Source organism: Rhabdobacter roseus (assembly GCF_014202275.1).
GTDB classification, from domain to species: domain Bacteria; phylum Bacteroidota; class Bacteroidia; order Cytophagales; family Spirosomataceae; genus Rhabdobacter; species Rhabdobacter roseus.
The window spans coordinates 639,001-664,308 of sequence record NZ_JACHGF010000003.1 but is presented as its reverse complement, the minus strand read 5'-3'; the positions used below and the strand labels follow the sequence as shown (position 1 = coordinate 664,308).

Genomic DNA, 25,308 nt, shown 5'->3' with positions numbered 1-25,308 from the left:
GATGAGAGAAATTAAGCTACTTATTGGCGAAAAAGAGCGCGTTTTTAGGGGGCCATCCTGCTACGCGGAAGTACCCGAAAAGATGCTCCTGCCCCTGCGAGGGTTGCTGAGCGCCGGGCAGCAGCAGGCGCATTACCGCCTGGCCATTCCGTGCCTGCTGTACGGGATCCCAGGCGATGTGATTTCGATTTTTTTCGACGAAAAAAAACGCCACCGGTACCAGGCCGAAGATGGCGAGCCCGCCACGCTGACCCTGCTTGGCGAAGAGCTGCTGAATACCTGCAACTGGGTGTATACCGAAGCGCCGCCCAGCTTCTGGATCCTGCAACGAATCACGGTGGATAAGCGGGTGCAATGGGCACCGGCCCACCAGCTGGCCAACCTGACGTTTGGCGAATTCATGCTGGCCGAAACCTACCTGAAGCGTGACCTGGCGAAGCTCTGCGCGCTGCTCTACCGGCCGGGGAAATCGATCTGGCCGTACAGCCGTCAGGATGCCCGCAGGCCCTTCGACGAGTCGCGGGTAGAGCCGGATGCCGTGCGCTTCCGGAAGCCGGAGTACCGCGCGCTGTGCGAGACTATTGCCTGGAACTACCAGGGCATGATCCCGCACCTGATGCAGGTCTTTCCGCACGTATTCCAGAAAAAAAAGCCGGACGACCTGGCGGTACCGGAAGCGCCGAACGCGACGCCCTGGCTGGATGCGGCGCTGTCGATGGCCAACGAGGACCCGAACCGCTTCCGGGCGCTGGAACACGAAAACCTGTACGTGGTGCTGAAAATGCTGGATAACCGGATCCGGCAGAATAAGGAACTGGAAGAAAAATACCGCAAGTAATGTACTCCGGAAACCTATACGAAACCTACTTCCGCGGGCTGGCCGAAAAACTGGCGGACCTGGGCCATACCGAGGCCAAGCCGCGCTTTTGGGTGAACCATGAGCTGGGCAGCCTGAGCGAGCTAAACGCCGCCCTGCGCTCCAATTTGCGGGTACCGGCGCTGGTACTCGAGGTAGAAGAGCTCGATACCGACGGCTCCGGTACCGGGCAAAAGGTTAGCCTGGTGGGCGGCTTCACGGTGCTGGACAAGGTGCAGTCTGCCAACGCACTGTCAGTCCGGGACGTGCGCCACAAAACCAAGACGATAGCCCGCAAGCTCGTCAACCGGATGAAGCGCGACAGCCGGGCCATGTACAACGAAGAAAGTACCCTGCTGCTGGCGAACGCCATCCAGCTGGGCAATATTAAGCAGTACCCCGCGCCGCTGATTTTGAATGAATTTACGGGCTGGTGCGTCGAATTTGAGTGGCTGGTACCGGACGATATTTCGTTTGGGATGGGCGATTTCGCCTAGCAACTTTCCTTCCTTTCGCCTGGTGATGCACCTACCTTCGATCCATTAACCTGAAAGGTAGTATGGCCATTACGATTGTCCGCGAACCGGACGAACTAAGCTTTTCCCTGAATAAGATCCTGTACGAGTTGCAATCGGACGCCCGGGTGGTGAATCCGGGCCAAACGGCCATCAACAACGTGATGGTACAGGGGCCGCTGGTGGCCGGTACCGTGATCGCGCTCCGCTGGAATGGCCTGGAGGTGCGGATGCAGGCCGTGACTACCGTCACCAACCAGGGCTTTGAGTTTCCGGCCGGGGATGGCTCGGCGGCTTACGTGCAGTCGATCGTGGAGTATTTCGCGGAAAACTACTACCTGTCGCGGGATTTCGAAGTGAGCTACCAGGCCATTGGCATCTACAACTACATCCGTTTTGGGGCGCGCCAGGTAGGCCGGGCGTACGAGTTCCTGTTGCAGGATCCCCCCGGCGCGCACCTGGTAACCATGCGCCAGGGCATAGAAAAAGTGGTGCGGACGAACTTCCGGATCCACGTAGAATGCTGGATGGAGAAGGTAGACGGGAGCGGCTTCGAGCAGATCCTGTCGGAAGCCCTGGACACCGACGAGTCGGGCGGGGCGCAGTGGAACCTGTCGGAGCTGCTGCATCCGCAGCTGGCTCCGGATCTGCCGGTCTGGGCGGGCATGAGTACCCAGACCAACACGAAATCAATCCGCCGGTACTACATCCGCTACGCCGAAGCCTGGGGTGATCCCTTCCAGATCGGCAAGATCCAGAGCGCGCAGCCCAAGCACGTCACCCTGGGCGGCACGCCCTACAAAGACGGCGCGGCCGCCACGGTACTGGAAAAAGTAAGCGGTGGCCAGCCCGATAAAGACTTCGCGCTCCGCTATGGGCCCGAAACCCGGACGGTGTTCCCGGATGAACCCCAGTACCTGACCTTCCTGAACGTACGGGACGACATCGACGCGCTGAGCGTACGCATCCGGGCGCAGGTAGTAGGCTCCGGCGAAACCGAGGTGAAGGTACTTTCGCACGGCGAATGCCCGCGCTACGGCAAGGTAACGGCCGCGGTGGGCTTCGCGCAGCTGAGCCTGCATACGCTGCTGACGACGCAAAACGTGAAGCAGTACACGGTACAGTTTTTCAGTGGCGCTACGGCGGTGAGCCGCAAGTATGCCTTCCTGCTGGACGTGTCGTACCGGCCGTACCGCCGGTACTTTGCCTTCCTGAACTCCCTGGGAGCCATGGACGTGGTGACGACCTGGGGCAAGCAGAGCTCAGAGCTCCAGCTGACCAAGCGTACCGCCGTACGCTTCCTGAGCCCGGATTACCTCCTGACCGACGGTACCTACAGCGACTGGAATATCTCCGGCCGGCAACGGTTCGACGCCGCCACCGGCTACCGTACCCGGCGCGAAATAATCGCCTTCCGGGACTTCTACCAGGCGCGCTACAAGTACCGGCTCACGGCCGGAAAAGCGCTGCCCATCAGCCTGGTGAACAGCAGCGTGAAGGAAGGCCAGGACGGCGACAACTACTTCGCGGCGCTCTTTGAATACACCTACCAGTACGAAGACGATACCTGGTCGGAAGACCGCGACGCCACGGAGGCCGAAGAGTACCTGCCGCCTCCGGGCTTTCAGGGCGTCACCGGCGACCCGATCCTGATCCAGGTACCGCCGCAGCAGGGTTTCAACGAGGACGGTTCCCCTCAGTTCGATAGCGAACCTACCGAGGGCAGCCCTAATATCGTGCGCTCGGGAGCCATATTCGAAGAGCTGAAAAAGAAGCAGGAGAAGCTACCCGCGGGCTCGCTGGGGCAGTACCTGCGCGGCAATGGCACCCTGGGTAGCCTGGCCGGGGACGTGATCCCTCTGATCGGGAACGAACTCCAGGTCTTCAAGGCCGACGAGCTGCCGGAGTGGATGAGCTCCGCCAACTTCGCCAAGAACCTGAGCAACATGCCCCTGGACTACCAGGTACCTTCGGGCTTCTACTTTTCGCCCAACGGCACCCTAGAGCAGGGTTGGCCCATCGAAGGGCGCGTGGTACTCCAGCGTACCCTGGGCGGTGCGGCCGGGGGCCGGATGGGTGCTGACCTGGTGCAGGCCGAAGGCGGCGGCGTGTACGCCCGCACCATTAACGAGGCGGGCGAAGACAGCCCTTGGGTGGAGCTGGGAGGCGAAGACTTGCGCCCCCCCCGCTTCCCTGACCAGCCAACCCTCTTTTTCACGACCGGACAGCCCTTCTCCCGAATCATCAACCTGGCCAATCAGCAGATTTCGCATCATACGAACGAAGAAATGTATATCAAGGCATTGATCAAGGGGCCCGCCTGGGCTGAAGCGGCTTTTGAGGCGCTTCAGGCAACCATTACCGGCACACCAACCGAAACCGGGCCGACTGAGCTCATCTTGCTCGTAACGGACCAGGACGGCCTCGAGCAGCACGTTATTTTCAGCGTCGACGTCACCGATAAGCCGGTCAGCCCGGAAGTGACGATCGCGGCGGAGCTCTACGACATGGCCACCGGCAGCCCGGTTTTCGTGGGTAACATCACGGCCGGGATAAGCCTGAAGTGGCTACCCAAATTCAACATTCTCTTCAAGGTCACGGGCCAGCACAACAAGGTTGGGCAGGCCATCGAGGGGCCGGAAGATACCTTTCAGTGGGGTATTCCCAATGGCGAAAACGCCGTACCTGGTGGTGCCATGGTAGGGAGCTCTCAGCACTGGATTTTCGGACCGGGCGGGCACTCCAACAGCCAGCCCCAGGGTGCCTACATAATTCAGCCCCGCGCCTACGTAGACGACCAGGTGGTGGCTCAGCCTTCCATTGCATTCACCCTGACGGACAACGCCGTCAACATTACGGCCCGGCTCTTCGATATGTCGGGTAGTACGCCCGTTGATAAGGGGCCCATTTCCAACGGAGCGGAATTCGACTGGCTCCCGAAGTTCAATATCCAGATGAAGTTGTCGGGAGGTACCTTCGACCAGGTGAGCTCCAAGCTTACCGGACCCAATGGAATAGACCAGTGGGGACCGGAGAATACCTTCGGCGATACGCACTGGGTATTTGGTCCGGGTAACCACTCCAACGGCCGCCTGCCTGGCGAATATGTATTCGAGCCGAAAGCCTTCAAAACGGGCGACGTCGTGGCTCAACCCTCGATCTCCTTTTCGCTCAAAACGGACCAGGTGCAGGCCTGCGGAATACGGCCGGTGATCCAGAGCATTGATTACGCCAACGCCACAGGCCTGGGCTTCACGCTTAGCCCCAGCAGTGCTACCCGGATCGACTGGGCCATCAAGCAGGGGAATAACATCATCCGGGAGGGTACCGAGCTGGTGCCTACCCAGGGCGGTGGTGTGGGGCTGAGCTTCGGCACGATCCAGCCAGGCAATTATATCCTGGACGTTAAGGGCAAGAGCTGTACGTCCATTGTATCGTCTGCTTCGTTCACGGTGGCGGCGGCTCCGCAAAGTGGCATCTACATTACGTCCGGATTCGGGGCCAATGCTATCGTGAAAGTACCCAGCGTACCCACGTCGGGCGGGGCCTACCCCTTGCCCGTCGATTGGGATGTATTTTGCGACTTCGGGGCCATCACGGCCAACCTGGCTACGGTGCAATTAGAAGAATTTCTGAATGGGCAGTGGGAGCCTTGCATGATTAGCATCCAATCCACCACGTACCAATACCCCGGAACGGTACAAGGAGAATACGGATTTTTCACCTCGTTCTTAGGGGGCGAATTAAATAACCGGACCATCCTCAATGGCCCCAATGCTCCCCGGAGCGTAGATCGGAGCTCAACCCGCTGGCGCGTAACCTTCAGGGCGTATCAGGGAGCTACATTGGTCACTACCAAGCAGGCCGACTTTTCGTTCGTGAGTATTCAGCCGCGGGTAGCCTCGCAAGGCCGCCCCGATGTACTTGACCTTACTATTACCGGTGCTCCGGGCGCGTGGTTGCTAACGGACAATAACACCTCACAGCCGCAGGGCGGAAAGGAGTGGTGGTACCGGATTGGCAACGAGTTCGTGAAGCAACAAAGCAGGCTTATTAACTACCCCTGGAACAGCAACAATCCGGGCAGCGTGATGAAAATGGGTGTGAACATCGGGGCGTCAGGTATCGGCGACGGTACCGAGGGCTCCGGGCCGGTCAACTTCCAGTTTTTCAACTATGCCGACGTAGGCGGAGTATCTGTATTCTTTTTCAATTAACCACCAGTAACCACCAGCATGAAAATGATCACGTATCTGTTTTGGGACTCGTTCAGAAACGAGCTCTTGGAAGTAGTCGAGTTGGATGCCAAGCTATCCATGGAGGCGCTTATGGCGAAAAGCGCTGAGCTCAACCAGAAGTATCATCTGCGGCCGGGGCGAGGGCTTTTGATCGAAAAACCCTTAAATCATCAGCAGGATGCCTAGTATATCTTTCGTAGAGCTTGTTCCGCCCGACTGGAATGCGCCACAAACGCAAGTTTCGGAGTGGGCCGACATAAGCCCCAATATTACGCTACCTGCCGGGCACGCGCACATCATGACGCCGAACCTAAGCAAGTGGTCGGTGGCGCACATCCTGCAAAAGGGCGTGACACACTGGGCTGAACGATGGATGCCCGAGAACGAACGGGCGGCGTTCCGCGCCGCTAACCCCGACAACGAGTACAACGATGTACCCCGGATACGGGAGTTGTTTCCCGAGGCGAATCCCAATGTGACAGATGGCCCCTGGTGGCCCAATGGTATCCCTAGTTACCAGCAAGCCGCCGACCGAGGATCCAGTATCTCCATTCGCCACGACGTGTGGGTCGGGGAAACGATGGAGGGCGAAGACTACGTACCCGAGACGTCGTCGATGTGGACGGGCTTTTATAGTACCCTTATGCCGCGATATGACGCCAGAAAGCTACAGACGGGCAGGCAGCACCTGGTGGCACACAACTACTTTGCGCGCTGGGGCAATGCCAACGACAATGCCTACAACATTACCTTGGGGGCGAGAGCGAACAAAAAAGCGCTCTATTCCACCGACCCGGCCAATATGCCCAATACGGTGTACAAGCCAGGTAACTCGCTTGGGCTTACGAACCTGATCGTCATGGACCTGTACATCAATCTTCGTGGTGTCGATCCCGTGGCCAGTTATATCTACGGGGCTATTCACCAGATGCACATGGCCGAGCGGCTCGGGAAATTTGCGGGGCTTTTCTGGTTCGACGTACACGAATGGTTGCCTGGTTATGCCCATAACGTCTACACGCCGGAAGGCCGCTTCGAGCGTAGCGACAAATGTCCGCTTGACCCTGCGATCCAAATGCTCATTCCCATCCTGGCCCATGAGTATGGCGTGATTTCGATTCAGTGGGGTTTTTGGGCTAGCAGCAGCGATGACAAAAAGCGAATAGGGGACATCTCCGAGTGGGCCCCTGGCAAGGATCGTTGGTATCCGGGCAACGGAACGTCAACCGCACCCTATCCGTACTACTCGGGCAGCCCCAACTACATCATGCCTTCCTATGCGGCCGATGTACCCCACTTCGGCCTGAGGGCCTGGGTTGAAACGGGCGGACAAACAGTAGGTGGTACAGATTACTACTGTGACTACCGGATTAACAACGGTACCTGGGTGAATAAGCAGGCTGACGGTAGCGACATCCTGAATGCCTACTACGATGGCACCTGGACGGTGAGAGCACGTATCAAGGACAACCTGATGAGCGTCCTGGTATTCAATGTGCGGAACGGTAACACGCCCAAAACAATTGAGTTTCGGCACCCTACCAATAACGGTATTACTTACACGGGAACAGTCTGCGGGTGTGGAGCACATATGGTCTTAATTAACTTGTAATGAAACAGCTTCTAATCCTACTTCTGATCTGCACGGCGCTGAGCTCCTGCCGATCCATCCAGCGCTCGCTGAGCCAGGCCGACAGCACGGCCGTCCGCAGTGAGCAGAGCGCCGAAAAATGGAACCGGGAAATCATCCGGGAGTACCAGCCGTACCCGGTGCGGCTGGACAGCCCCATCTACCACCCCCCGCAGATCCACGTGCTGGAAACGAAAGTACCTGGCCAGCCGGTGCTGATCCGGGAAGTGATCCGGGACCAGGGTGAGCGCAGCCAGGCGAAGCAGGAAGAGAAAACGGTGGCCACGGTGGAGCGGGCGGTGGAGAAAGACTACAGTACCCTGATCCAGATCGCGCTGGCGCTGTTCGCCCTTTTCCTACTGCTGCTGGGGGTGGGCTTCCTGATCGTGGTCTGGGCGCTGCTCATCCGGAAGCGCTAGCCTGGCACTGGCAACTTTCCTTCACAATCTGAGCACGGGGCGGCAACTTGCCGCCCTAATTATTTCTGCAATGACCTTCCTTGATTTCCTTATTGACAACTGGGATAGAATTTTCGGGCTTGGCGGCACGATTACCGGCCTGGTGGGTTGGATCTCGGAGCGAGGTAAGCGGATGCGCGATAACCGCAACCACGACGTAGCATTCTGGGAAAAAACCATTGAAGCCCAGAACGCGCACATCGAGCGCCAGAACGCCCGTATCGAGGCACTCGAGAACAAATACGAGCGCCGGATCAAGGAGCTGGAAACGCACAACCAGCAACTACAGGAGGAAGTGACTGAACTCTCTTCCCGCTTGGAAAAGTACGAATCGACGAAGCGTAAACCAATCCCCCAAAAAGCAACCACCTAACATGAATATACAGGATATTTTTCTGGATCCGGTGCAGGCTCCGGCCGCGCCGGTGCTACTCTCCAACCGCGACATCCGCCGGGCGCACAAGCGCCTTCAGCTGGCTTGGGAGCATCTTCTACGGGTATGGGCCCAACGGCACCCGGACGACCCGGTACCCTTCCTGAGCCAGGTATACCGCTCGGCGATCGAGCAACGGGCGTACTACGCCCAGGGGCGCGAAAGCCTGAGCGTAATTAATGAGCTCCGGGATAAAGCGGGACTAGCTCCTATTGATGCGGAAGAAGCCTGGCGTAAGGTAACAAACTCCCCCCCCGGCCGCTCCAAGCACGAGCGCACGCCTAGCGAGGCCATCGACGTGGCTTTCGTGAAAAAAGGCACTAAGCGCGACCTGGACTGGACGCCGCGGCTCTTCCTACAGGTCGCTAAGATCCTGCGCGAATTCGACCCCAAAATAACCTGGGGAGCGGATTGGAACCGCAACTGGAATACGAAAGACGAACGCTTCATCGACAGCCCTCACTTCGAAATCTAACCTCCTACTATGGCACTTACGAGTACCCCTAAGCTACCTGAAGCCAATTTTGAGCGGATCAAGTCCGACGACTGCCAGGTGGCGTATAATTTTTTTCGGGACGGCCAGGCCGACAACATTGCGGGCAACGTATACAAGCTGCGGTTTCGGGCCTCCGGCGTGCAAGCGCTGGAAAAAACCGGCGTGATCACCAACTCCCGCGTGGTTTTTGCCCTTACGGGGCCAGACAAAAGTACCCTCTCTGCCGGTGAGTATCAACTCACCCTGGTGCAGATCCTAGCCGGGGGCGTGGAGCGGACTCTTTGCCGGGGTACTTTGAGCTGGTACGTATCCAAGGGCGGGACTTTCGGGATGATAGACCCCCAGGATATTACGCTCAATTTCGTGACCGCCAGCCAGGAGCTCATTGCCACGCTTGGCATCGTAGACCTGGGCACGCTGGGCTCCACGGCCGCGGCCGCTCAGGCCGGTACCTACGCCCAGCAGGCCCTGGACGCGAAAGTCCTGGTAGAGCAGAAGATTACGGAGGCGAATACCCTGGCTGTCCAGGTTTCGCAGGATAAGGAAGTGGTGGCAGGTGATAAGGTGGCGACTCAGCAGGCAAAGAGCGAAACGCTGGCTATCTACCAGCAGGCACTGGCGGTAAGTACCCAGGCGCGCGTTTTCAAGGATGAGTACAACGCGGGCACCAATACGCCGAACCTAAGCACCATTACCAAGGCCGCGGGTGATTTCTATAAGGTTTCGGTACCGGGCACGACGACCATCACCGGCGGTAGCATTGCTGCCAAGGTCGGCGACGAATTCACCTGGAACGGAACCAAGTGGGTTCACACCCCCGCCAGCGATGACTCGTCTGGAAAAATTGCCTCCCTGGAAGAGCGCTTCCTGGCCTCCAAGAACCTGTTCAACCAGGCTACGCTGTCGGCCAGCGGGAATTTTATCCACGGAGGTACCGGCGTGGTGACGGCCGGGGCTTCGTACGCCTATTCGGATTACATTCCCGTCACGCCCGGCAACTACTACGGTAAGGGTGTCATTTTCCACCCTGGCGCTACTGGCGTGGGCGATGGGATGCGCCACGTGGCCTTCTACAACGCCAGCAAGGTGTTCGTTTCGGGGGGCTACGATGCCTGGACCAAGACGGTTATGGTGCCCGAAGGGGTAGCCTTTGTGCGCATTTCGATCACGGTTGGCAATGCGGATACCTTCCAGTTCGAGGCGGGCAATGCGGCCAGCAGCTACGTACCCTACAGCCAGAAAACGCTGGGAAGTACCTTGGTGCCTGCGGAAGCTGTGAAGCAGGACACGACTCACCGCCTGGTGACCGACGCAGAAAAGACAGCCTGGAGCGCCAAGCTGGGTGATGGCGACCTAATCCATGAGACAGTTCCGGCTTCGAAGAATCTTTTCGATCAGAGCGCCGCGACTATTGGTTTTTTTATTCACGGGGGCACCGGAACTGTAACATCCAATGCCCAATATGCTTATTCAGATTACCTTCCCGTAGCCCCAGGCAGCTACTACGGGAAAGGAGCTATCGTACAAGCAGGCTCTTCGGGGTTAGGCGATGGTATGCGCCACATAGCCTTCTACAATGCCAGTAAGGTATTCGTGGCGGGAGGTTATGATGCCTGGACCAAGGCGGTTACCATTCCGGCCGGGGTAGCTTTTGTGCGGATCTCGATCAGCGCCCTGAATCTGGATAGCTTCCAGTTCGAAGCGGGCAACGCGGCTACCGATTACGTACCGTTCTATCCGGAAAGAAACATTCTAACAAAAATCAAAACCTTTGAGCTGTCGCAGCCGCAGGCTACGCTACCCGACGCCGGGCGGCGGATCGGTCTGATGGACGTGGAGCGGGTACTGGTGATCGGGGACTCCTACTCGGAGAGCTACTCCACCCTGGTGGGCAAAAGCTACCTGGCCGTGCTGTCGATGTACTCGGACTGGAACGTGGAGAACTACGCCAAGTCCGGCGATGATTATGATTTCATCCTGACGCGGATTAAGAATAACGATCCTACCTACAAAGGTGTGGGCATTAAATCCTTTACGGGAGGCGGGTACGCCTTCCTGATCAGCTTCACCAACGATAACAATAAGGGCGTGATCAATAGCACCGATCAGCTCAACAACTACGTGGTGAACCTGAAAAAGGTAATGGCGGCCGTGAAAGCCCTGGGCTACCGTCCGGTGATTTGTACGGAGTACCACAACATCAACGGGGCCAACGGGGGCGCGCTGGTGCAGGCCGTGCTCAGCCAGGTGGCGGCTCAGGAGGGGGCTATCTTTGCGGATGTCTACGAGAAAACGCGCTACCTGCGGGGGAGTGACTACGCGCCGTTCTGGGAAGGGTCGCACCCCGGCCCTCGCACCTGCACGTTGTTTTGGGCTAATTTGTTGCCCTACCTAAAATCCCTTCCCAGACCCAAATGGGGTATCAAGATATACCGCAAGCGTGACGCGGTGGCCGTGGCCACGGTGGCTGATCTGCGGTACACAGACCCCGTGGAGCGGGCCAGGAAGTTCAAGGAGATCCTGGTTACCCAACGGGCCATTGCCACCGACAAGCAGAACTACTACGATGCCCTACCGACCTGGTATGCGTTGCCCACCGGGCGCATCCAGACCGTGGGCGAGTACCTGGACCTGATGCTGGGCAGCACGCTAGCCATGCCGGACTACGCCCTGCTTGAGTTCGTGATCAACGCCACGGCGGCGACTACAAAGAAGCTGCGGCTCTTTGTGGGTAGCACCACCGCTACGGTCTACCTGTTCAACCGGATCTTGAACCAGTGGGACGCCGTGGCCAACCAGGCAGGCTTTGTGACCCTGACCAATTTGCAGGACTACCTGGAGTATGACAAGGTATCGGTACTGCTGCACCAGGTGGGTGGGTTCAACTTAGCGGCTCCCTACCTGGAGTTTACGGGCGTGGAAGGCAAGGACTACTACGCCCGACCCCTGCCCCAGGAGCTGCGGACGTCGGAGCTGCTCACTACCCGCAATTTCAACGCAGGTACCACCGGCTGGACCGTGACCGGGGCGCTGGCACCCTTCGTGCCGACCGACGGGGCCCGGCCCACGGGGATTACCCAGGTGGTGCCCGTCAGCGCGGGCAACTACCCCTCGCAGACGGTTACCTTCTCCGCCGCCGCCTACAAACGGAAGGCGCAGCTGAAGGTGATTGCGCGCCGGAACCCGCCGATCTTCGACTACAACCAACCTTTTCCGGGTAGTGCGCCCATTACGCTGGACACCTACGACAACGCCAACGTGAGGCTGCATATCGTGAAGGGCACCAACAATGCCACCTTCCGGGAGCTGATTGGGTTGCACTGGACGGAGGCGGTTTTTGAGTTCGATTTGGCGGCCGGGGATACGACCTTCACCTTTTCCATAATGCGCGATGATGCTGATTATGAGCTGGCGGATGTGAGCTTGAAAATTGAATAGTATGCTAGAAATCCGCAACGAAGCCAACCTGCTCCTCGATCTCGACCCGGATACGGCCGTCGAAATCGAGTACAACAACTGGCTGCTGGGTAGTGGCGAGGAGCTGCCGGGTACCTTTAGTTATCCCGTGAGCTTTCCGTTGTCGGATAACAACAAGCGCTTCCTAGGGTACTCGTACCTGCCCGAAACCCGCCCGCGCGACGTGAAGGTGGCCGTGGCCCTGAACGGGATGCCGCTCAGCCGCTGCACGCTCAGCTACCGCGTCCAGCGCGACGGAGCCAGCGGGTACCTCAAGATCGACTCCGGCGAGCTGGCCAGCCGGGTGAAGGGCCGGTACCTGCACGAGGCGTTCACGGAGCGCTTCTGGCTGTGCAACAACGCCACGGACATCCGCGCGCGCATGAAGGCCATTGCCCAGGCCGCGCCGGGTACTTTCCCCGTTACGTTTTTTCCGGTCTACAGCCCGCTCTTTGCCCCGAAGCAAAGCGAAGCCCCCGACGTGCAGTTCTACTACTACAGCCAGTACCTGAACGCCTGGAATGGCCAGGATTTCGTCACCGACTTCACGACGGGCTCCGTGTTCGGCGTATATCCGCGCGGCTTTCACGTGGTGCCTTACCTGTACCTTACGTACGTCATTGAGCGCGTCTGTGCGCTGTTTGGGTACCGGGCGGTAGGTACCTTCCTGCAACACCCGGAGGTACGTACCTGGACGGTAGACAATACCCAGACCATCGACAGCGCCATCCGGACGCCGCCCCCCGGTGGGGTGCGGATCAACCTGGGCCTGCACGTGCCTTACTTGCCCATTACGGATTTTTTGAAAGCCCTGCGAGACGACCTGGGCGTGGGGATCTACTTCGACTCCGGTACCCTGGAAGCGCGCTTCGAGCTGCTGGATACCATCCAGCGCGCCCCCGCCCAGGACCTGTCTCCCTTCGTGCTGAAAGGCTACGACAACGAGATCCCCGACGAGAAGGGGTACTCGGTACTTTCGTACCAGGATAACCTGGACGAAATCTACAAGGACACCAACCCCGTCACAACGAAGATCAAGCAGGCGCAGAAAGAAGTGAAGTGCAGCATAGGTACCCTGGCCATGCAGCGCGTGCCCAACAGCGAGGGCAACAACGTAAACTGGTACGTGCCCAGCGCGCGCATGAAGGGCAATCTGAACTCGGGCATCTACCGCGGGCTGAGCGACTACTTCAGCACCGGCTACAAGCACAAGAATGAGTTTGGGCTGCGGCTCCTGAGCTACCGCGGCTTCCACCGCGCGGCCGACAACCAGCAGTACCCCCTGGGCACGAGCATAAGCCGGAATTATTTCCAGGAAAAAATAGGGGACTGGAGCCTGGATCCGGAGCAGAACGACAGCGTGTACCGCAAGCTCACGCTGCCGTACTATTTTTTCCAGGCCAACGCCCGGCAGATCCGGTACGAGCTGCTGCTGCCGCTCCGGCAGCTGCGGGCGCTCCGGATGTACGAGCCCCAGCTGATCCGGGGTGAAAACAGCGTGCTGACCAGGTACCTGGTGCAGCGCCTGAACGTATCGCTACCAGGTTGGCGGGGGCAGATCCCGGTCAAGGCTTCCTTGCTGGTACTGCTCCCTCCGGATGCGGTACCCAACCGGCCGAGCACGGAGGAATTCTACGTAGAGCTGCTACTGGAAAACTACGAGTACATCAACAGCGCGGCCGCGGACATTACCTACGCCGACGTGGTGATCCGGGTCTGGGCTGACGCGGGCAAGACGCTCCCCGCCAACCCGTCGAACCTGCCGGTGACCTACGAAGAAACGTCCGGGATCCTGTCGCCCTGGGGTGGATCTACCTCCATGGCCACCATCACGGCGCAGGTATCGGGCCACGAGTACCGCCGCCCGCGCGTGGCCATCCGCTACGAAGACCATACCGAGGATGCCAACGGGGACGTGATCACGACCCTGGACTACCTGCTGCTGCCGGGCGCGGGCTATGTGGCCTTGTAGATCAGTTCCCAAAACTTAATTTTGTTTTGGGAGCTGGTACCTGGTGCCGGTGCCAAATATAATTCCGCGGTAGCGGGCTTACCAGTCGTCCTTGCTGTCGGCGACGTGCTTCTGAATGGAAGAAAGTACCCCCTTGAAGTACGCGTCCAGGTAGTCGTACTCGTCGTTGGTGCTCTTGATCAGGTTCTCCTTCATCCGTTTGCCGCCGCCCGTCGCGTTATGGGCGTCGAGTACGGCCTGGCGGGTAGGCAGGGCGGCCGTCAGGCCCGCCTGCGGGGTCGAAACCGTGATGTTATTAATCGAGAGCCGGTACCGGCCGGGCTTGGCTTCTACCGTAAGTTGGTAGGTGTAGTTGCGGGGTACCACCGCCGCGGTGAGTCCGGACCCAACCGTAGTAACATGGCTGAGCGCGCCGTTGAGCACTACTTGCGACGTGTCGCGGTACTGGATGGTTTTCTGGTAATCCTTGAAGGCCTTGACGGCCCACTGGTTGGCCTTTTCCAGGATCTGGGCCTGGGTTAGTTTTTCAGCGGTAACTACTTCCTGGTAGGTGACCGGCTCCTGGGCCAACAGAGGGGCGCTGACCAGGATACATAGGCAGAAGAAAAGCTTTTTCATGTTTTGGATAAATAGGTGTAGTTGATTCGAAACCTTAAGTAAAGTACCTGCCTACGCCTATTTACCCCTGCATCTTTCCTTCACTATCCAGATCAGGCTGTGTATCTCGCAGCCTGATCATTTTTTTACTATGGCCATAACGAAAGGGGTACTCAGCCGCGCCAAGCGCTCCAAGGCGCTGGGCAGCACGGAGCGTGTGATTCCCGACCTCCCCAATAACCAACTACCGGAAATGGTGCTGGACCAGGTACTGGAAGGTACCATGCGCGATTTTGTGAAATTCTCTACGGAGAAATACCAAAAGAGCATTTGGCAGCTGGATGTCCGGCATGAGGGCGATCTGTACGAATCTTTCAAATCCCGGATCACGAAGGGTACCGGCAAGGTGACGGGCGAGATCCGGTTCAACTTCTACGGCCGCTTTGCGGACATGGGTGTAGGGCGGGGCATCACGCTCATTGAGCGCCAGACCGGCCGGGCGCTCACCGACGGCCGCAGCCCCGGCAGGATCACCCGCAGGCCGAAGCCCTGGTTTAGCCAGGTGTGGGGCCGCGAGCGCCACCGCCTGGCCGAAGTGGCCGCGCGCGACGTGGCCCGCGCCGTGCAGGAAAACCTGGCGCAGAATCTACCCTCCGGACAAATCCCCCTTGAATTCTAATTACCATGGGAAACACACCCCAAAAATCGGTCGTACAGCTCGTCATCGATGGCGAAGCGGGCAAGGCCTCCCTGAAGGAACTGGGTACCGCCCTTCAGCAGGTCCGGAAGGAGCTGCGCAACATGAAGCAGGCTGAAGGCCAGAGCGACGCCGACTTTGCCAAGGCCTACGCCAAAAAGGCGCAGGAGGTAGAAAAGGTAGGCGTGGCCTACCACCACGAGGCCGAGCGGATCAAGGAAGTGACGAGCGCCCAGAGCGCCCTGGCGAAGTCGACGGTACAGCTGATCGTGGACGGCAAAAAAGCCCAGGTGAGCATGAAGGACATGGAGAATGCCGCCAAGCAACTCACCAAAGAGCTCCATAACCTCAAGCAGGCAGAAGGCCAGAGCGACGCCGACTTCGCCAAGGCTTACGCCGAAAAAGCCCGGCAGGTGAAGACCGTCAACGAGGAGCTGCACAGCAGCAAAACCCGCGTGAACGACCTTACTGCGGCCGGGAAAAACTTGAAGGCAGGTTGGAAGGATGTCTTCGTGGGTTTCCTGGGTGGTACGGCCGTGACGTACCTGACGGATCAGCTCATGCAGCTGGGTAGCCTGGTGAAGGATAAGGTATACGCCGTGAGCGATTCGTTCGCCGACGTGGCCAAGGCCGCCGACATGTCAAAGCAGGAGGTAAAGGAGCTGAATAGTGAGCTGGGCAAGATCGACACCCGCACGCTGAACGAGGATCTGCGCAAAATGGCGGAGTCGGGCGGGCGCTTCGGCGTGGCCAAGGAAGAGATGCAGGGCTTTGTGGATAGCGCCGACAAGCTCAACGTGGCCCTGGGCGACCAGTTCGACAGCGTGGAAGACCTGAGCGAAAGCGTGCTAAAGATGCGGAATATCTTCTCCGATATAAAAAGCGACAATATCGGCGAAGACCTGCTGCACATCGGGAACGCCATGAACGTACTCGAGGCCTCCGGCGCGGCCAGTGGGAAAGGCCTGGCCGACTTCGGCAGCCGGATCGGTGGGGTGGCCATTCCGCTCGGATTCACGTCTGGCCAGGTACTGGGGCTTTCTGCCACGCTCGAAAACCTGAACGTGACGGCCGAGCGCGGATCCACCGCCGTGAACACCATCTTGCAAAAAATGCTCAACGACGTCGAGGGCTTTGCCAAGGTAGCCGGGATGTCGACGAAGGAGTTTGAACAGCTGCTGAATACCGATCTTTTTGGGGCTTTTGTGAAGGTGGCTCAGGGGGCGAAGACGAGCGGCGCCCAGGCTACCACGTTTGCCAAGATCCTCTCCGACCTGAAGCTGGAAGGCTCCGGGGCTAGTGAGGTGATGATGAAGATCGGCGCCAACGGTGAAATGCTGGCGGATCAGGTAGGGCTGGCCACGAAAGCGATCGGGGAGAGCAACAGCGTCCTGGGCGAATTCGAGAAAAAAAATAACAACGCGGCGGCGGTTATCGACAAGCTGAAGAAAAAAGCCGATAGCTTCCTGGAGTCGATTGCGTTGGTAGGAATGGCTCTGGTAGAATCCTTCGGGAAGGTTACGGGCATGATCTCCGGTACCGGCGAACAGCTGGAACAGCTGAGCGCGCAAATGGATAAGGTAGCCCGGGCCGAAAGCAAGCTACCCCCGTTGCTGAAGCGCTTCGACGAGCTGAAGGCCAAAACTACCCTAACGAAAGAAGAGCAGGAGGAACTTAATAAGGTCCTGGACGCCATCGCGGACCTGGTGCCCGCGGCCGTTACGGAGTTCGATGCCTACGGCCGGGCGCTGGACATTAATAAGGAAAAGGTAAGGCTGTATACCGAAGAGCAGAAAAAGCTGCTGGAGACCATGCGCCAGAGCCGGATCGAAACGCTGCGAACCGAAACGCAGATGCTGGGAGGCCGGGCCGCGCACCTGCAAAACGTGCTCAACCGGGGCTACGAGGATGTAGACCTGGGCATGGGGCAGCGGGGAAAGCGCAACCTAACCGACGCCGAGCGCCAGAGCATGCGGAACGAGCAAGCCCAGATCCAGGCACAGATCAAGGCCCAGCAGGGGGAGCTCCACGACCTGGAAATGGTAGACCGGCGCAAACGACGCGGCTATGAACTACCCTCAGAAAAGCCTACCTCCGGCAACAACAAGCAGCCGAAAGTACCGGGGGACGATACTACGTCAACCACCTACACACCAGGGAGCGGCGATGATGACGACGATAAGAAAGCCGACCAGCGCAGGCAACGCCAGCTGGATGCCCAGCGGCAGCTGGAGGCCGACCAGCTCGACGGTTTGGAACGGGAGCTCCAGATAGCCCGGAACAAGTACGCCAAGCTGCGCGACGAAGCGAAAGGGCATAGTGACGAGATCGCGAAGATCAACCAGATGGAGGCCGACGCCCTGGTGAACATCCGGCACAAGTACTACGAAAAAGCCGAAGAGCAGTACGACAAGCAGCAGGTCCATGCTCAGGAGAAAGCGGCTCAGGAGAAAGAAAAAAAAGCGAAGGAGGAGCAAGCCAAGCGCGATAAGGAGCTGGAAGAGCAGCAAAAAGCCGACGAAGCTCTGCTGAAGGCAGCCTACGGCGAAAAGACCACCGAAATAGGCAAGCAGGAGCTAAGCGGCGAGCTGCTGGGGCCGGACGCGCACCAGGCTAAGCTCGATGCCGAAGAAGGGTACCTGATTTCGCTCTTCCTGCTCCGGCAGGCCTACGGCGAGGACACCAGCGACCTGGAGCAGCAGATTGCCGAAAAAGACATTGAGCGCGCCAAAATGCGCCGGGATGCGGCTGTACAATTTGCGCAGGAAATGCAGGCGGCGGAGTTTGAGCTGGCCGACGCCAAGCGGGAAGCCCTGACGGAAGGCGTATCGACGCTGAAAGGGTTCTTCAAGGAGTCGAGCGCCATTCACAAGGGGCTTTTTGTGTTCGAGAAGGCCATGGCCATCTCGGATATCATCGTGAAGACCCAACGGGAGATCGCGGCCATCAAGCTGGCCTACGCGGCTATACCCGGCGGCCAGGCTATATCGACGCCCCTGGTGGTAGCGGCCAAGATACGCGCTGGTATTAGCATAGGTACCATTGCCGGGCAGACGATCCAGTCTTTCATGCCGGGCCGGGAGAAAGGTGGCTACACCGACATGGCCAGCCTGCACGTTTCGACCCAGCCCGCGGGCTACGTGAACCGGCCTACGCTCTTCGACCTGGGCGGCCGCAGCTACATCGCGGGCGAGAAGTACAAGCAGGAGTACGTCATCCCGAACGACATGCTCAAGGACCCCGTAATGGCGGCCACCGTGGCCCAGATGGAGCAGTGGCGGCTCAGCGGCACCAAGCCCAGCCAAGCCGTGGCCCAGGGCGCAGCCGGTACCGAAGGTGGTACCTCCACCGCCGCCCTCGAGAGCCTGATGATGATGCACATCGAAGAAACCCGCTCGCTCCGGATGGCCATGCTGTCGGGGGCTATCAGTACGCAGCTGAACTACCGGACGGTGGAAGAAACCCAGGCGTACCTGAATCATATCAGGCAGGAGACGGCGATGTAGTTTTTTTTTCAAAAAAAACGTTGATAGCGCTTGTTATGTAACATAACAAGCGCTATCTTTATGGAGTCAATTAAACATATCAGAAAGATGAATTTATTTCAACTCAAAATGCTGAGAGCCGCCCTTAGGCAGTCCCTGCGGGATCAGTCGGAGGTACTGACGGAGGAAGAAATTAACCAGATCCTGGACCAGATCAGTACCCTCACAAAACTGATCCAACGATTAGAAGAAAAGAAAGATTAAAAAATGGGGAGGGCTTCGGCCCTCCCCCCTAACCCAATCATTGCTTATGAAAACGAAAGAAGAATTAAGGACCGAAATCCTGAACCTGATGAGCCAGGCTGATAGTACCATTAAAGAGGCTCAGAAGTACCTGATCGCTCAGGGCGAAGTGGTAGACCTTACCGAATGGGTAACGATCAAAGAGTACTGCAAGCGCTTCGGCATCAAAAACACTGAGACGGTAAGTAACTGGATCAAGCGAGGCGTGATCCCGGCCGAAGATACAATGGTGATAGAAGACCTGAACAATATTCGCATGGTAAGAGCGAAAGAGTATCATGTTGGGGCCGCGAAAGCGACCTGATATGTTTAATTGACAAATAGTGTCAAACCCCCGCTGGCTTTGCTGGCGGGGGTTTTTTTATTTTATTGAAAAAAATATTTGCCATAGCTTGCATATATTAGTTATAGCATATACATTTGTACTGTTGATCGGTTGATCAACCCGGCTGGCGGGCCGGACCATAAACCTCAAATTTCTTACAATCATGTTAACCGTAACCACTTCCGCTTACAACCTTTCCCAAATCATGAACGATGCCTGGGCGCTCGTACGCCAGGCCGGCCAAACGCTCTCCGAAGCTCTTCGGGCCGTATGGGCCCAGGCCAAAGCGGCCGTAAAAAAACTGAACATTGACTTGTCAAAAATATCCGAGCTCAGTGTTACCGACTTGCTTTCGCTCCGCAAAGCCATCGATGCAGAAATTGGCTCACGCCCGGCCAGTGAAGATCCTGCTCCCGAAGTACCCAATACTCCTACTTACACCTTGAGCTGGGATAGTGGCGTGTGCGACACCCGTAAGCACGGTAAGCCATACATTGCCCGTATTGTGGGAATTGCGGATAATAAGCTGGATCGGGAATTTATTGGCCTGCCCATGAGCTATGGAAAAAAAGGCGCTGTACAGGTAGCAGGTACCTTTACGGCGAAGGAGGGAGAGATCCTGGAGGCCCGCGAGGGCGGCAGCTGGAAAAACGAGTACCGCTACTTCTATGTAGTAAGAAACGGCGAGCTCATCAATTTTGCGGATGCTACCGAGGCCTCCAAAAAAATGGATGTGATGAAGTATATGATGGGGGCAATTAGCCTTGAAGAACTAACGAAGTAACCAAAAAGCCCCGGGCGCTGGCGGGCGACCCGGGGCAAAAGTTGATCATAAACCTCTTAAATTTACAATCAATGGCAAAGATAGATAAAAAAACGAAGTACCTGGTGCTCGACACCGAAACCACCGGGGTTACGCCTGAAGACGAAGCGCTCTCGATCGCGATCGTCGACCAGGACGGCCAAGTAATCCTGGATACCTACATCCGCCCTGAACGCCATACCGAATGGCCCAAAGCGATGGAAACGAACGGCATTACCCCAGAATTCATTTTTCAAGGTACCTTCCCTACAATGGCAGACCTTACGCCGGTGTTGGAAGTTCTACTGCAAGGCCAAAGGGTAGTGATGTACGGAGCCGATTTCGATACGCGATTCTTACCCATTTCGTCCCTGGAAGGTAGTGAGGTAATCTGCTGCATGAATCGCTTTTCTGAGTATATGGGTGTACCAGATCCGAAGCGCCCAGGTGAATGGAAACGGCACAAGCTGATACTGGCAGCGGAGCACGTTAGGTACGAATGGATAGGTACCCCTCACGGAGCCCTGGCCGACGCCCTGGCCACGCTGGCCGTGTGGCGGTTCCTGGAGCTCAACGATACCGCCGACCCGGAGACGGTAGTAATCTAATGGCCTCCGAAAATAATAATCGCCCGTTCCTGGACTTCTACCAGGAACGGCTGATCGGCATGAAAACCGGTATCGTGAAGTCGATCCATGGGGACCTGCTTTCGCCGCGCTCCATTGGCTCCTACGAGACGATCTACAACCATGCTGTCAGGTTCATCGGTGACAAGGTGGTCTATCCGGACGAGATGGACGAAACCTGGTATGAAGGCTTCCGGGACTACTTAATATTTCTGGATCTCCGAAAAAACACCATTTCCAGTACGCTGGGTAAGCTGAAGACCTTTCAGCGGAAGCACTGCAAAGCCGAACGCATTTTCTTCCCGGCCGACGATTTCAAATTGAGCAATGAGCTCACGACCAAAGTATTCGTTGGTCCGGAGGAAATACACAAACTCCTCCAAAGCAGGTACAATTGGGGTCGAACCCGAATCCGGGATGCCTTCGTGCTGCAATGCCACTGCGGGCTACGCTTTTCGGACATGCGTCGGTTGCTGAAAGAACCCCGGCTCTATGTCATCCAGGTACAGGATCGGCTCTTTTTCCGAATAACAACCCAAAAAACGGACCAGGACGTGGTGATACCCATCTCGAAAATAATGCTGGAGATCCTGGAACGGCGCAACTGGGACTTTGGGGGAATGATGTCGATCCAGCTCTATAACCGGTTTATCAAGGAAATCTGTAAGCAGGCTGGGCTGACGACGGAGGTGGTGGAGCGCTACACGAAAGGAGGGAAAAAACACGCCGTGGTACGACCCAAGTACGAGCTGGTAAGCTCCCATACCGCCCGGCGTAGCTTCGCCACTAATGCGTTTCTGGCGGGTGTGCCCAGCATGAAAATTCGGAAAATCACGGGCCATACCACCGAGCAATCCTTCCAGACCTACATTCGGGCTGATAGTCTGGAGTCAGCCCTGTCATTGGTCGATCACCCGTTCTTCCAATAACTTGTATATATTTGCTCTAACTAACATTCCTGACATGACTGACGAGCAGAAATACAAGATCATCAAGGCGAAGCACAAGCTCATTGATAAGGATATAGCCGGGTGGTTTGGCTACTCGTCAGTACAGAGCTTCAACGCTACGCTCAATGGTAAGCGGAAAATTATTGCTGGTGTAGTGAAACTATACGAACATCTTTTTGGAACTATTGAATAAGAAAAATATGAAATTTCAACGCGTTAAAAAAATAATTACGAATCCTTGGGGACTGCGGGGCTTCATGGTGCTGGATCAGGACGGAGAGCAGATCCCTGAGCTCAACTGCGCCAACGAAAAAGTAGATAATCTTGATTTTTTCAAGAAGCGCTTGGAGGAATATTGGGCCGATGAAGATACCGAATGGATCGACGGCGGGAATTTACCCCTGCCCAAAAACCTCCTGAAATAACAGTTACTCCTTCTCCGGTACCCTGAAAACGACGTCCACCAGGTCGTCGTTTTCGGCTTTGGAGGCGGCGTTGATGTAGTTGATGGTGACGCTGGGGCTGGAGTGATCCAGGGCACCGGACACGGCATTGAGGTTCCCGCCCGACCTCCGGAGGGCAATGTCCGCGAAGCTATGCCGGGCCACGTGAGTACTGATCGAAGGGAGCCCTAGCCGGGCGGCTACCTTCTTCAGGTTGTTGTTCACGATCGAGATCTTGGCGTCGAGCACCTCCCGCCAGCGATCTTCGGTATAGTCCTTGGGCTTGTATTTTTTCAGAAATGGAAAAATATAGTCATCGGCTCCCCGCTTCATGGGCTGGTAGTGCTCCAGGATTTCCTGCGCCCGGGCTACTATTTTTTTCGATCGGGTTTTTTCCGTCTTCGATGCCCGGTACTCACAGCGGCCGTTCCGGATGTTGGTCCAGCGGAGCTGGAGCAGGTCGCTGGCCCGCATCCCTTGCAGGAAAAAAGCCAGCATGAAGAAATTCCGGGCGTGCAGCATGTTCCCGCTCAGGCCTTCCATGGTATCCAGCGCCAGGATCTGCTCCTCGTTCAGCTTGGCCCGCTTCGAAATCGCTTTCTTAAGCTTCACTACCCGCCAGGGGTTGTTGTCCGCGCGAAACATCCCGGCGTTCAGGGCCTCGTTGTAGATGGCCTTGATGGTTTTCATGTTGGCGTGTACGGTATTGGTGCTGTTGCCCAGGCTCCGAAGGTACTTTTGGTAGTCCAGGATGAAGTCGTAGGTAATGTCTTCGAAGTAGAGCGCCCGCTTGCTGCAATAGGTTTCGAGCTTATCGACGACGGAGGTCTGGGCCTTCCGGGTGGACGGGCTTTTCAGGCGCGCGATCCGGCGGTCGGCGAACTCGAAAAAATTTTCGGTAAGCGACACGCCCCGCAACTTTTTTTGCATGTCTCCGGACGAGATCCGGGTACTTCGTAGCTGGGCGCTCAGCTGGGTTTGCTCTATTTCGAGCATCTTCGATTTTAGCGCCGCATTTATCTGGGCAGCGTGGGGGTGGGACTTCCGGACTTGTTTTTTTTCCGGGTTCCACTGGTGGGGCAGTAAGGCGAAGCCCGTCGACACGCGCCGGAGCCGCCGGTTCTCCGTGATCCGGATCTGGATGTTGTGGGTACCATCCTTCCGTTTATAGTTATCTAGCTCGAGCTCAAATGTCATTTCCCCTGAAACATCCCTGAAACATTTTGTTGTATATCTTGCTATATTCTGATATGGATACAGCTCCGAAACGACCAAAAAGGGCCTCTACTAGCCCTTTTTGTAGCAATTTGTATCAACTGATGTCAATTTTGTGACCCCGACGGGAATCGAACCCATATCTAAAGTTTAGGAAACTTCTATTCTATCCGTTGAACTACGGGGTCGTGGTGAAGGTGGTGGAGAAAGTACCTGTCAAGGTACCTAATTATAAAAAAGACACCTTCCGGGGCCGAAGACCAACCGAAAGGTGTGCGAATTTCTACAATTTTCCTTTTTCTACCAAATCCCTACGCGTCCCAGTCGAGATCGGTGAGCTGGATGTTCTCCCAGTTGGGGTAGATCCGGAAGTGTTTGTCCTTCACAAGCTCGGCCAGATGGTCCCGCAGGTCGTTGAGGTTTTCCTTTTGCTCAGCCGAGATAAACACCACGTGGTCGGCTTTCTGGGCAATGTAGCTGCGTTTGAGCTGCTCGATGAGCGTTTCGGTGGGAAGTACGTCCACAGGCTGTGCGGGCTCCGTTTCTTCGTCCCACAGACCCGCCTCGGCGGCTTGCTGGTACAAATCTATTTTGTTAAATACCAAAATGACGGGCTTGTCGGCGGCCCCGATTTCCTGCAACGTGGTATTGACTACCTCGATGTGCTCCTCAAACGAAGGGTGCGAAATATCCACCACGTGCAGCAGGATGTCGGCCTCGCGCACCTCGTCGAGCGTGGATTTAAACGACTCAATGAGCGTAGTAGGTAGTTTACGAATAAACCCGACCGTGTCGGTAAGCAGGAACGGGATGTTCTCGACGGTCACCTTGCGCACGGTAGAGTCTACGGTGGCAAAGAGCTTATTTTCGGCAAAGACGTCCGCCTTGGCCAGGCGGCGCATCAGCGTGGATTTACCTACGTTGGTATAGCCCACCAGCGCTACGCGCACGAGCCGGTTGCGCTCCTTGCGGCGGGTAATGCTCTGCTTGTCGAATTTCTCGAGCTTGTCTTTCAGAAGGCTCATCCGATCCTGCACAATCCGGCGGTCGGTTTCGAGCTCTTTCTCCCCCGGTCCGCGCATCCCCACGCCCGCCTTGATGCGGCTCAAGTGCGTCCACATGCGGGTCAGGCGCGGGTACATGTACTGGTACTGCGCCAGCTCCACCTGGGTTTTGGCCTGGGCCGTTTGGGCGCGCATGGCAAAGATGTTCAGGATCAGGAGGCTACGATCCAGTACTTTTATTTCTTCCTCTTTAAAAGTACCTTCCAGATTCCGTACCTGCGAGGGCGAAAGGTCATCGTCAAAGATGATCATGTCCACGGGATTGTCCGTCACAAAGGCTTTTATATCCTCCAGCCGCCCTTTGCCTACGTAGGTTCGTAGGTCGGGGCATTCGAGTTTTTGGGTAAAAGTATGGAGCGTTTTTACACCCAGCGTACTGGCCAGAAAAGCCAGCTCGTCAAGGTACTCCTGCGTTTTTTCGGCGGTTTGCCGCTGGGTACTTACGGCCACCAGCACGGCAGTCTCCTGCTGCTTGGCGGTGGAATTCATTTTTGATTTATCGATCATGCGGTGTCGGAATCGGTACTAAAATTACAGGTACCTTGGGCAGGTGCCTGCTACCCGGAAAAGGGTAGATTTTTAACCGAAACAGGGGCGTAAAAGTTCAGGGGAAATTTTCGAAAAGGGAGTTCACATTGAATTTTTTTGAGAAAAAAAACGGAACCTTCGCAGAATATACGAGGAGTTTTTTAGTTTTGTCAAAATTTCTACGCCCATGTTTGTGCTCGCTCTGGCTTAATAAAGCCT

At 56.9% G+C, this 25,308-nt stretch carries 22 protein-coding genes and 1 tRNA gene; 19 read left to right on the top strand and 4 right to left on the bottom strand.

The window, feature by feature from the left end:
• Position 1: 1 nt before the first annotated feature.
• The 10 genes from HNQ92_RS12590 to HNQ92_RS12545 all read left to right on the top strand — a co-directional run bounded on the left by HNQ92_RS12590 (position 2) and on the right by HNQ92_RS12545 (position 14,054).
• Positions 2-838 carry a hypothetical protein gene (locus HNQ92_RS12590; protein WP_184174366.1) on the top strand — a complete coding sequence of 279 codons (837 nt, stop codon included), beginning with the start codon at positions 2-4 and terminating at the stop codon, positions 836-838.
• Positions 838-1,353 (top strand): hypothetical protein, encoded by a 516-nt coding sequence (locus tag HNQ92_RS12585; RefSeq protein WP_184174365.1) that lies wholly within the window; start codon positions 838-840, stop codon positions 1,351-1,353. Before HNQ92_RS12590 ends, HNQ92_RS12585 begins: the two co-directional genes overlap by 1 nt.
• 62 nt (positions 1,354-1,415) lie before the next feature.
• A complete protein-coding gene (locus HNQ92_RS12580) occupies positions 1,416-5,588 on the top strand; it encodes a hypothetical protein (RefSeq protein ID WP_184174364.1) in 4,173 nt (1,390 codons plus the stop codon).
• 18 nt (positions 5,589-5,606) lie between these two features.
• Positions 5,607-5,795 (top strand): hypothetical protein, encoded by a 189-nt coding sequence (locus HNQ92_RS12575; RefSeq protein WP_184174363.1) that lies wholly within the window; start codon positions 5,607-5,609, stop codon positions 5,793-5,795.
• The gene (locus HNQ92_RS12570; protein WP_184174362.1) at positions 5,788-7,221 is read left to right on the top strand and encodes a hypothetical protein; all 1,434 of its coding nucleotides are present in this window, start codon (positions 5,788-5,790) and stop codon (positions 7,219-7,221) included. Before HNQ92_RS12575 ends, HNQ92_RS12570 begins: the two co-directional genes overlap by 8 nt.
• Positions 7,221-7,658: a hypothetical protein gene (locus tag HNQ92_RS12565; RefSeq protein ID WP_184174361.1), complete on the top strand. Its 438-nt coding sequence runs from the start codon at positions 7,221-7,223 to the stop codon at positions 7,656-7,658. The genes HNQ92_RS12570 and HNQ92_RS12565 overlap by 1 nt, the downstream gene beginning before the upstream one ends.
• Before the next feature lie 70 nt (positions 7,659-7,728).
• Positions 7,729-8,070: a coiled-coil domain-containing protein gene (locus HNQ92_RS12560; RefSeq protein WP_184174360.1), complete on the top strand. Its 342-nt coding sequence runs from the start codon at positions 7,729-7,731 to the stop codon at positions 8,068-8,070.
• 1 nt (position 8,071) lies between these two features.
• On the top strand, positions 8,072-8,605 hold the full coding sequence (locus HNQ92_RS12555) for a M15 family metallopeptidase (RefSeq protein WP_184174359.1): 534 nt from the start codon (positions 8,072-8,074) through the stop codon (positions 8,603-8,605).
• Positions 8,606-8,614: 9 nt separating this feature from the next.
• The gene (locus HNQ92_RS12550; protein ID WP_184174358.1) at positions 8,615-12,064 is read left to right on the top strand and encodes an SGNH/GDSL hydrolase family protein; all 3,450 of its coding nucleotides are present in this window, start codon (positions 8,615-8,617) and stop codon (positions 12,062-12,064) included.
• A gap of 1 nt (position 12,065) precedes the next feature.
• On the top strand, positions 12,066-14,054 hold the full coding sequence (locus tag HNQ92_RS12545; protein WP_184174357.1) for a hypothetical protein: 1,989 nt from the start codon (positions 12,066-12,068) through the stop codon (positions 14,052-14,054).
• Between the two features lie 78 nt (positions 14,055-14,132).
• Here the strand turns inward: HNQ92_RS12545 and HNQ92_RS12540 are convergent, their stop codons facing one another.
• Positions 14,133-14,672, bottom strand: a complete 540-nt coding sequence (locus tag HNQ92_RS12540) for a DUF4468 domain-containing protein (RefSeq protein ID WP_184174356.1) — start codon at positions 14,670-14,672, stop codon at positions 14,133-14,135.
• A 130-nt stretch (positions 14,673-14,802) separates the two neighbouring features.
• Here HNQ92_RS12540 and HNQ92_RS12535 point away from each other — a divergent pair, with 130 nt between their 5' ends.
• The 9 genes from HNQ92_RS12535 to HNQ92_RS12495 all read left to right on the top strand — a co-directional run bounded on the left by HNQ92_RS12535 (position 14,803) and on the right by HNQ92_RS12495 (position 22,264).
• Positions 14,803-15,330 carry a hypothetical protein gene (locus tag HNQ92_RS12535; protein WP_184174355.1) on the top strand — a complete coding sequence of 176 codons (528 nt, stop codon included), beginning with the start codon at positions 14,803-14,805 and terminating at the stop codon, positions 15,328-15,330.
• 5 nt (positions 15,331-15,335) lie between these two features.
• Positions 15,336-18,854, top strand: a complete 3,519-nt coding sequence (locus HNQ92_RS12530) for a phage tail tape measure protein (protein ID WP_184174354.1) — start codon at positions 15,336-15,338, stop codon at positions 18,852-18,854.
• Between the two features lie 87 nt (positions 18,855-18,941).
• Complete coding sequence (locus HNQ92_RS12525) at positions 18,942-19,097, top strand: hypothetical protein (RefSeq protein ID WP_184174353.1); 156 nt, start codon at positions 18,942-18,944, stop codon at positions 19,095-19,097.
• A gap of 46 nt (positions 19,098-19,143) precedes the next feature.
• Positions 19,144-19,440, top strand: coding sequence for a hypothetical protein (locus tag HNQ92_RS12520; protein WP_184174352.1), 297 nt, complete (start codon positions 19,144-19,146; stop codon positions 19,438-19,440).
• A gap of 184 nt (positions 19,441-19,624) precedes the next feature.
• On the top strand, positions 19,625-20,245 hold the full coding sequence (locus HNQ92_RS12515; RefSeq protein ID WP_184174351.1) for a hypothetical protein: 621 nt from the start codon (positions 19,625-19,627) through the stop codon (positions 20,243-20,245).
• A 71-nt stretch (positions 20,246-20,316) separates the two neighbouring features.
• Positions 20,317-20,871, top strand: coding sequence for a 3'-5' exonuclease (locus HNQ92_RS12510; RefSeq protein WP_184174350.1), 555 nt, complete (start codon positions 20,317-20,319; stop codon positions 20,869-20,871).
• Positions 20,871-21,818 (top strand): tyrosine-type recombinase/integrase, encoded by a 948-nt coding sequence (locus HNQ92_RS12505; protein WP_184174349.1) that lies wholly within the window; start codon positions 20,871-20,873, stop codon positions 21,816-21,818. The genes HNQ92_RS12510 and HNQ92_RS12505 overlap by 1 nt, the downstream gene beginning before the upstream one ends.
• A 34-nt stretch (positions 21,819-21,852) precedes the next feature.
• Positions 21,853-22,032 (top strand): hypothetical protein, encoded by a 180-nt coding sequence (locus HNQ92_RS12500; protein WP_184174348.1) that lies wholly within the window; start codon positions 21,853-21,855, stop codon positions 22,030-22,032.
• A 7-nt stretch (positions 22,033-22,039) separates the two neighbouring features.
• A complete protein-coding gene (locus tag HNQ92_RS12495) occupies positions 22,040-22,264 on the top strand; it encodes a hypothetical protein (protein ID WP_184174347.1) in 225 nt (74 codons plus the stop codon).
• Between the two features lie 3 nt (positions 22,265-22,267).
• On the opposite strand, the gene HNQ92_RS12490 is transcribed toward HNQ92_RS12495, so the two are convergent.
• The 3 genes from HNQ92_RS12490 to hflX form a co-directional block, all read right to left on the bottom strand.
• Complete coding sequence (locus HNQ92_RS12490) at positions 22,268-23,479, bottom strand: site-specific integrase (RefSeq protein WP_184174346.1); 1,212 nt, start codon at positions 23,477-23,479, stop codon at positions 22,268-22,270.
• A 134-nt stretch (positions 23,480-23,613) separates the two neighbouring features.
• Positions 23,614-23,685: transfer RNA gene (locus HNQ92_RS12485), tRNA-Arg, on the bottom strand.
• A gap of 123 nt (positions 23,686-23,808) precedes the next feature.
• The gene (gene hflX, locus HNQ92_RS12480; protein ID WP_246440042.1) at positions 23,809-25,068 is read right to left on the bottom strand and encodes a GTPase HflX; all 1,260 of its coding nucleotides are present in this window, start codon (positions 25,066-25,068) and stop codon (positions 23,809-23,811) included.
• Positions 25,069-25,308: the final 240 nt, after the last annotated feature.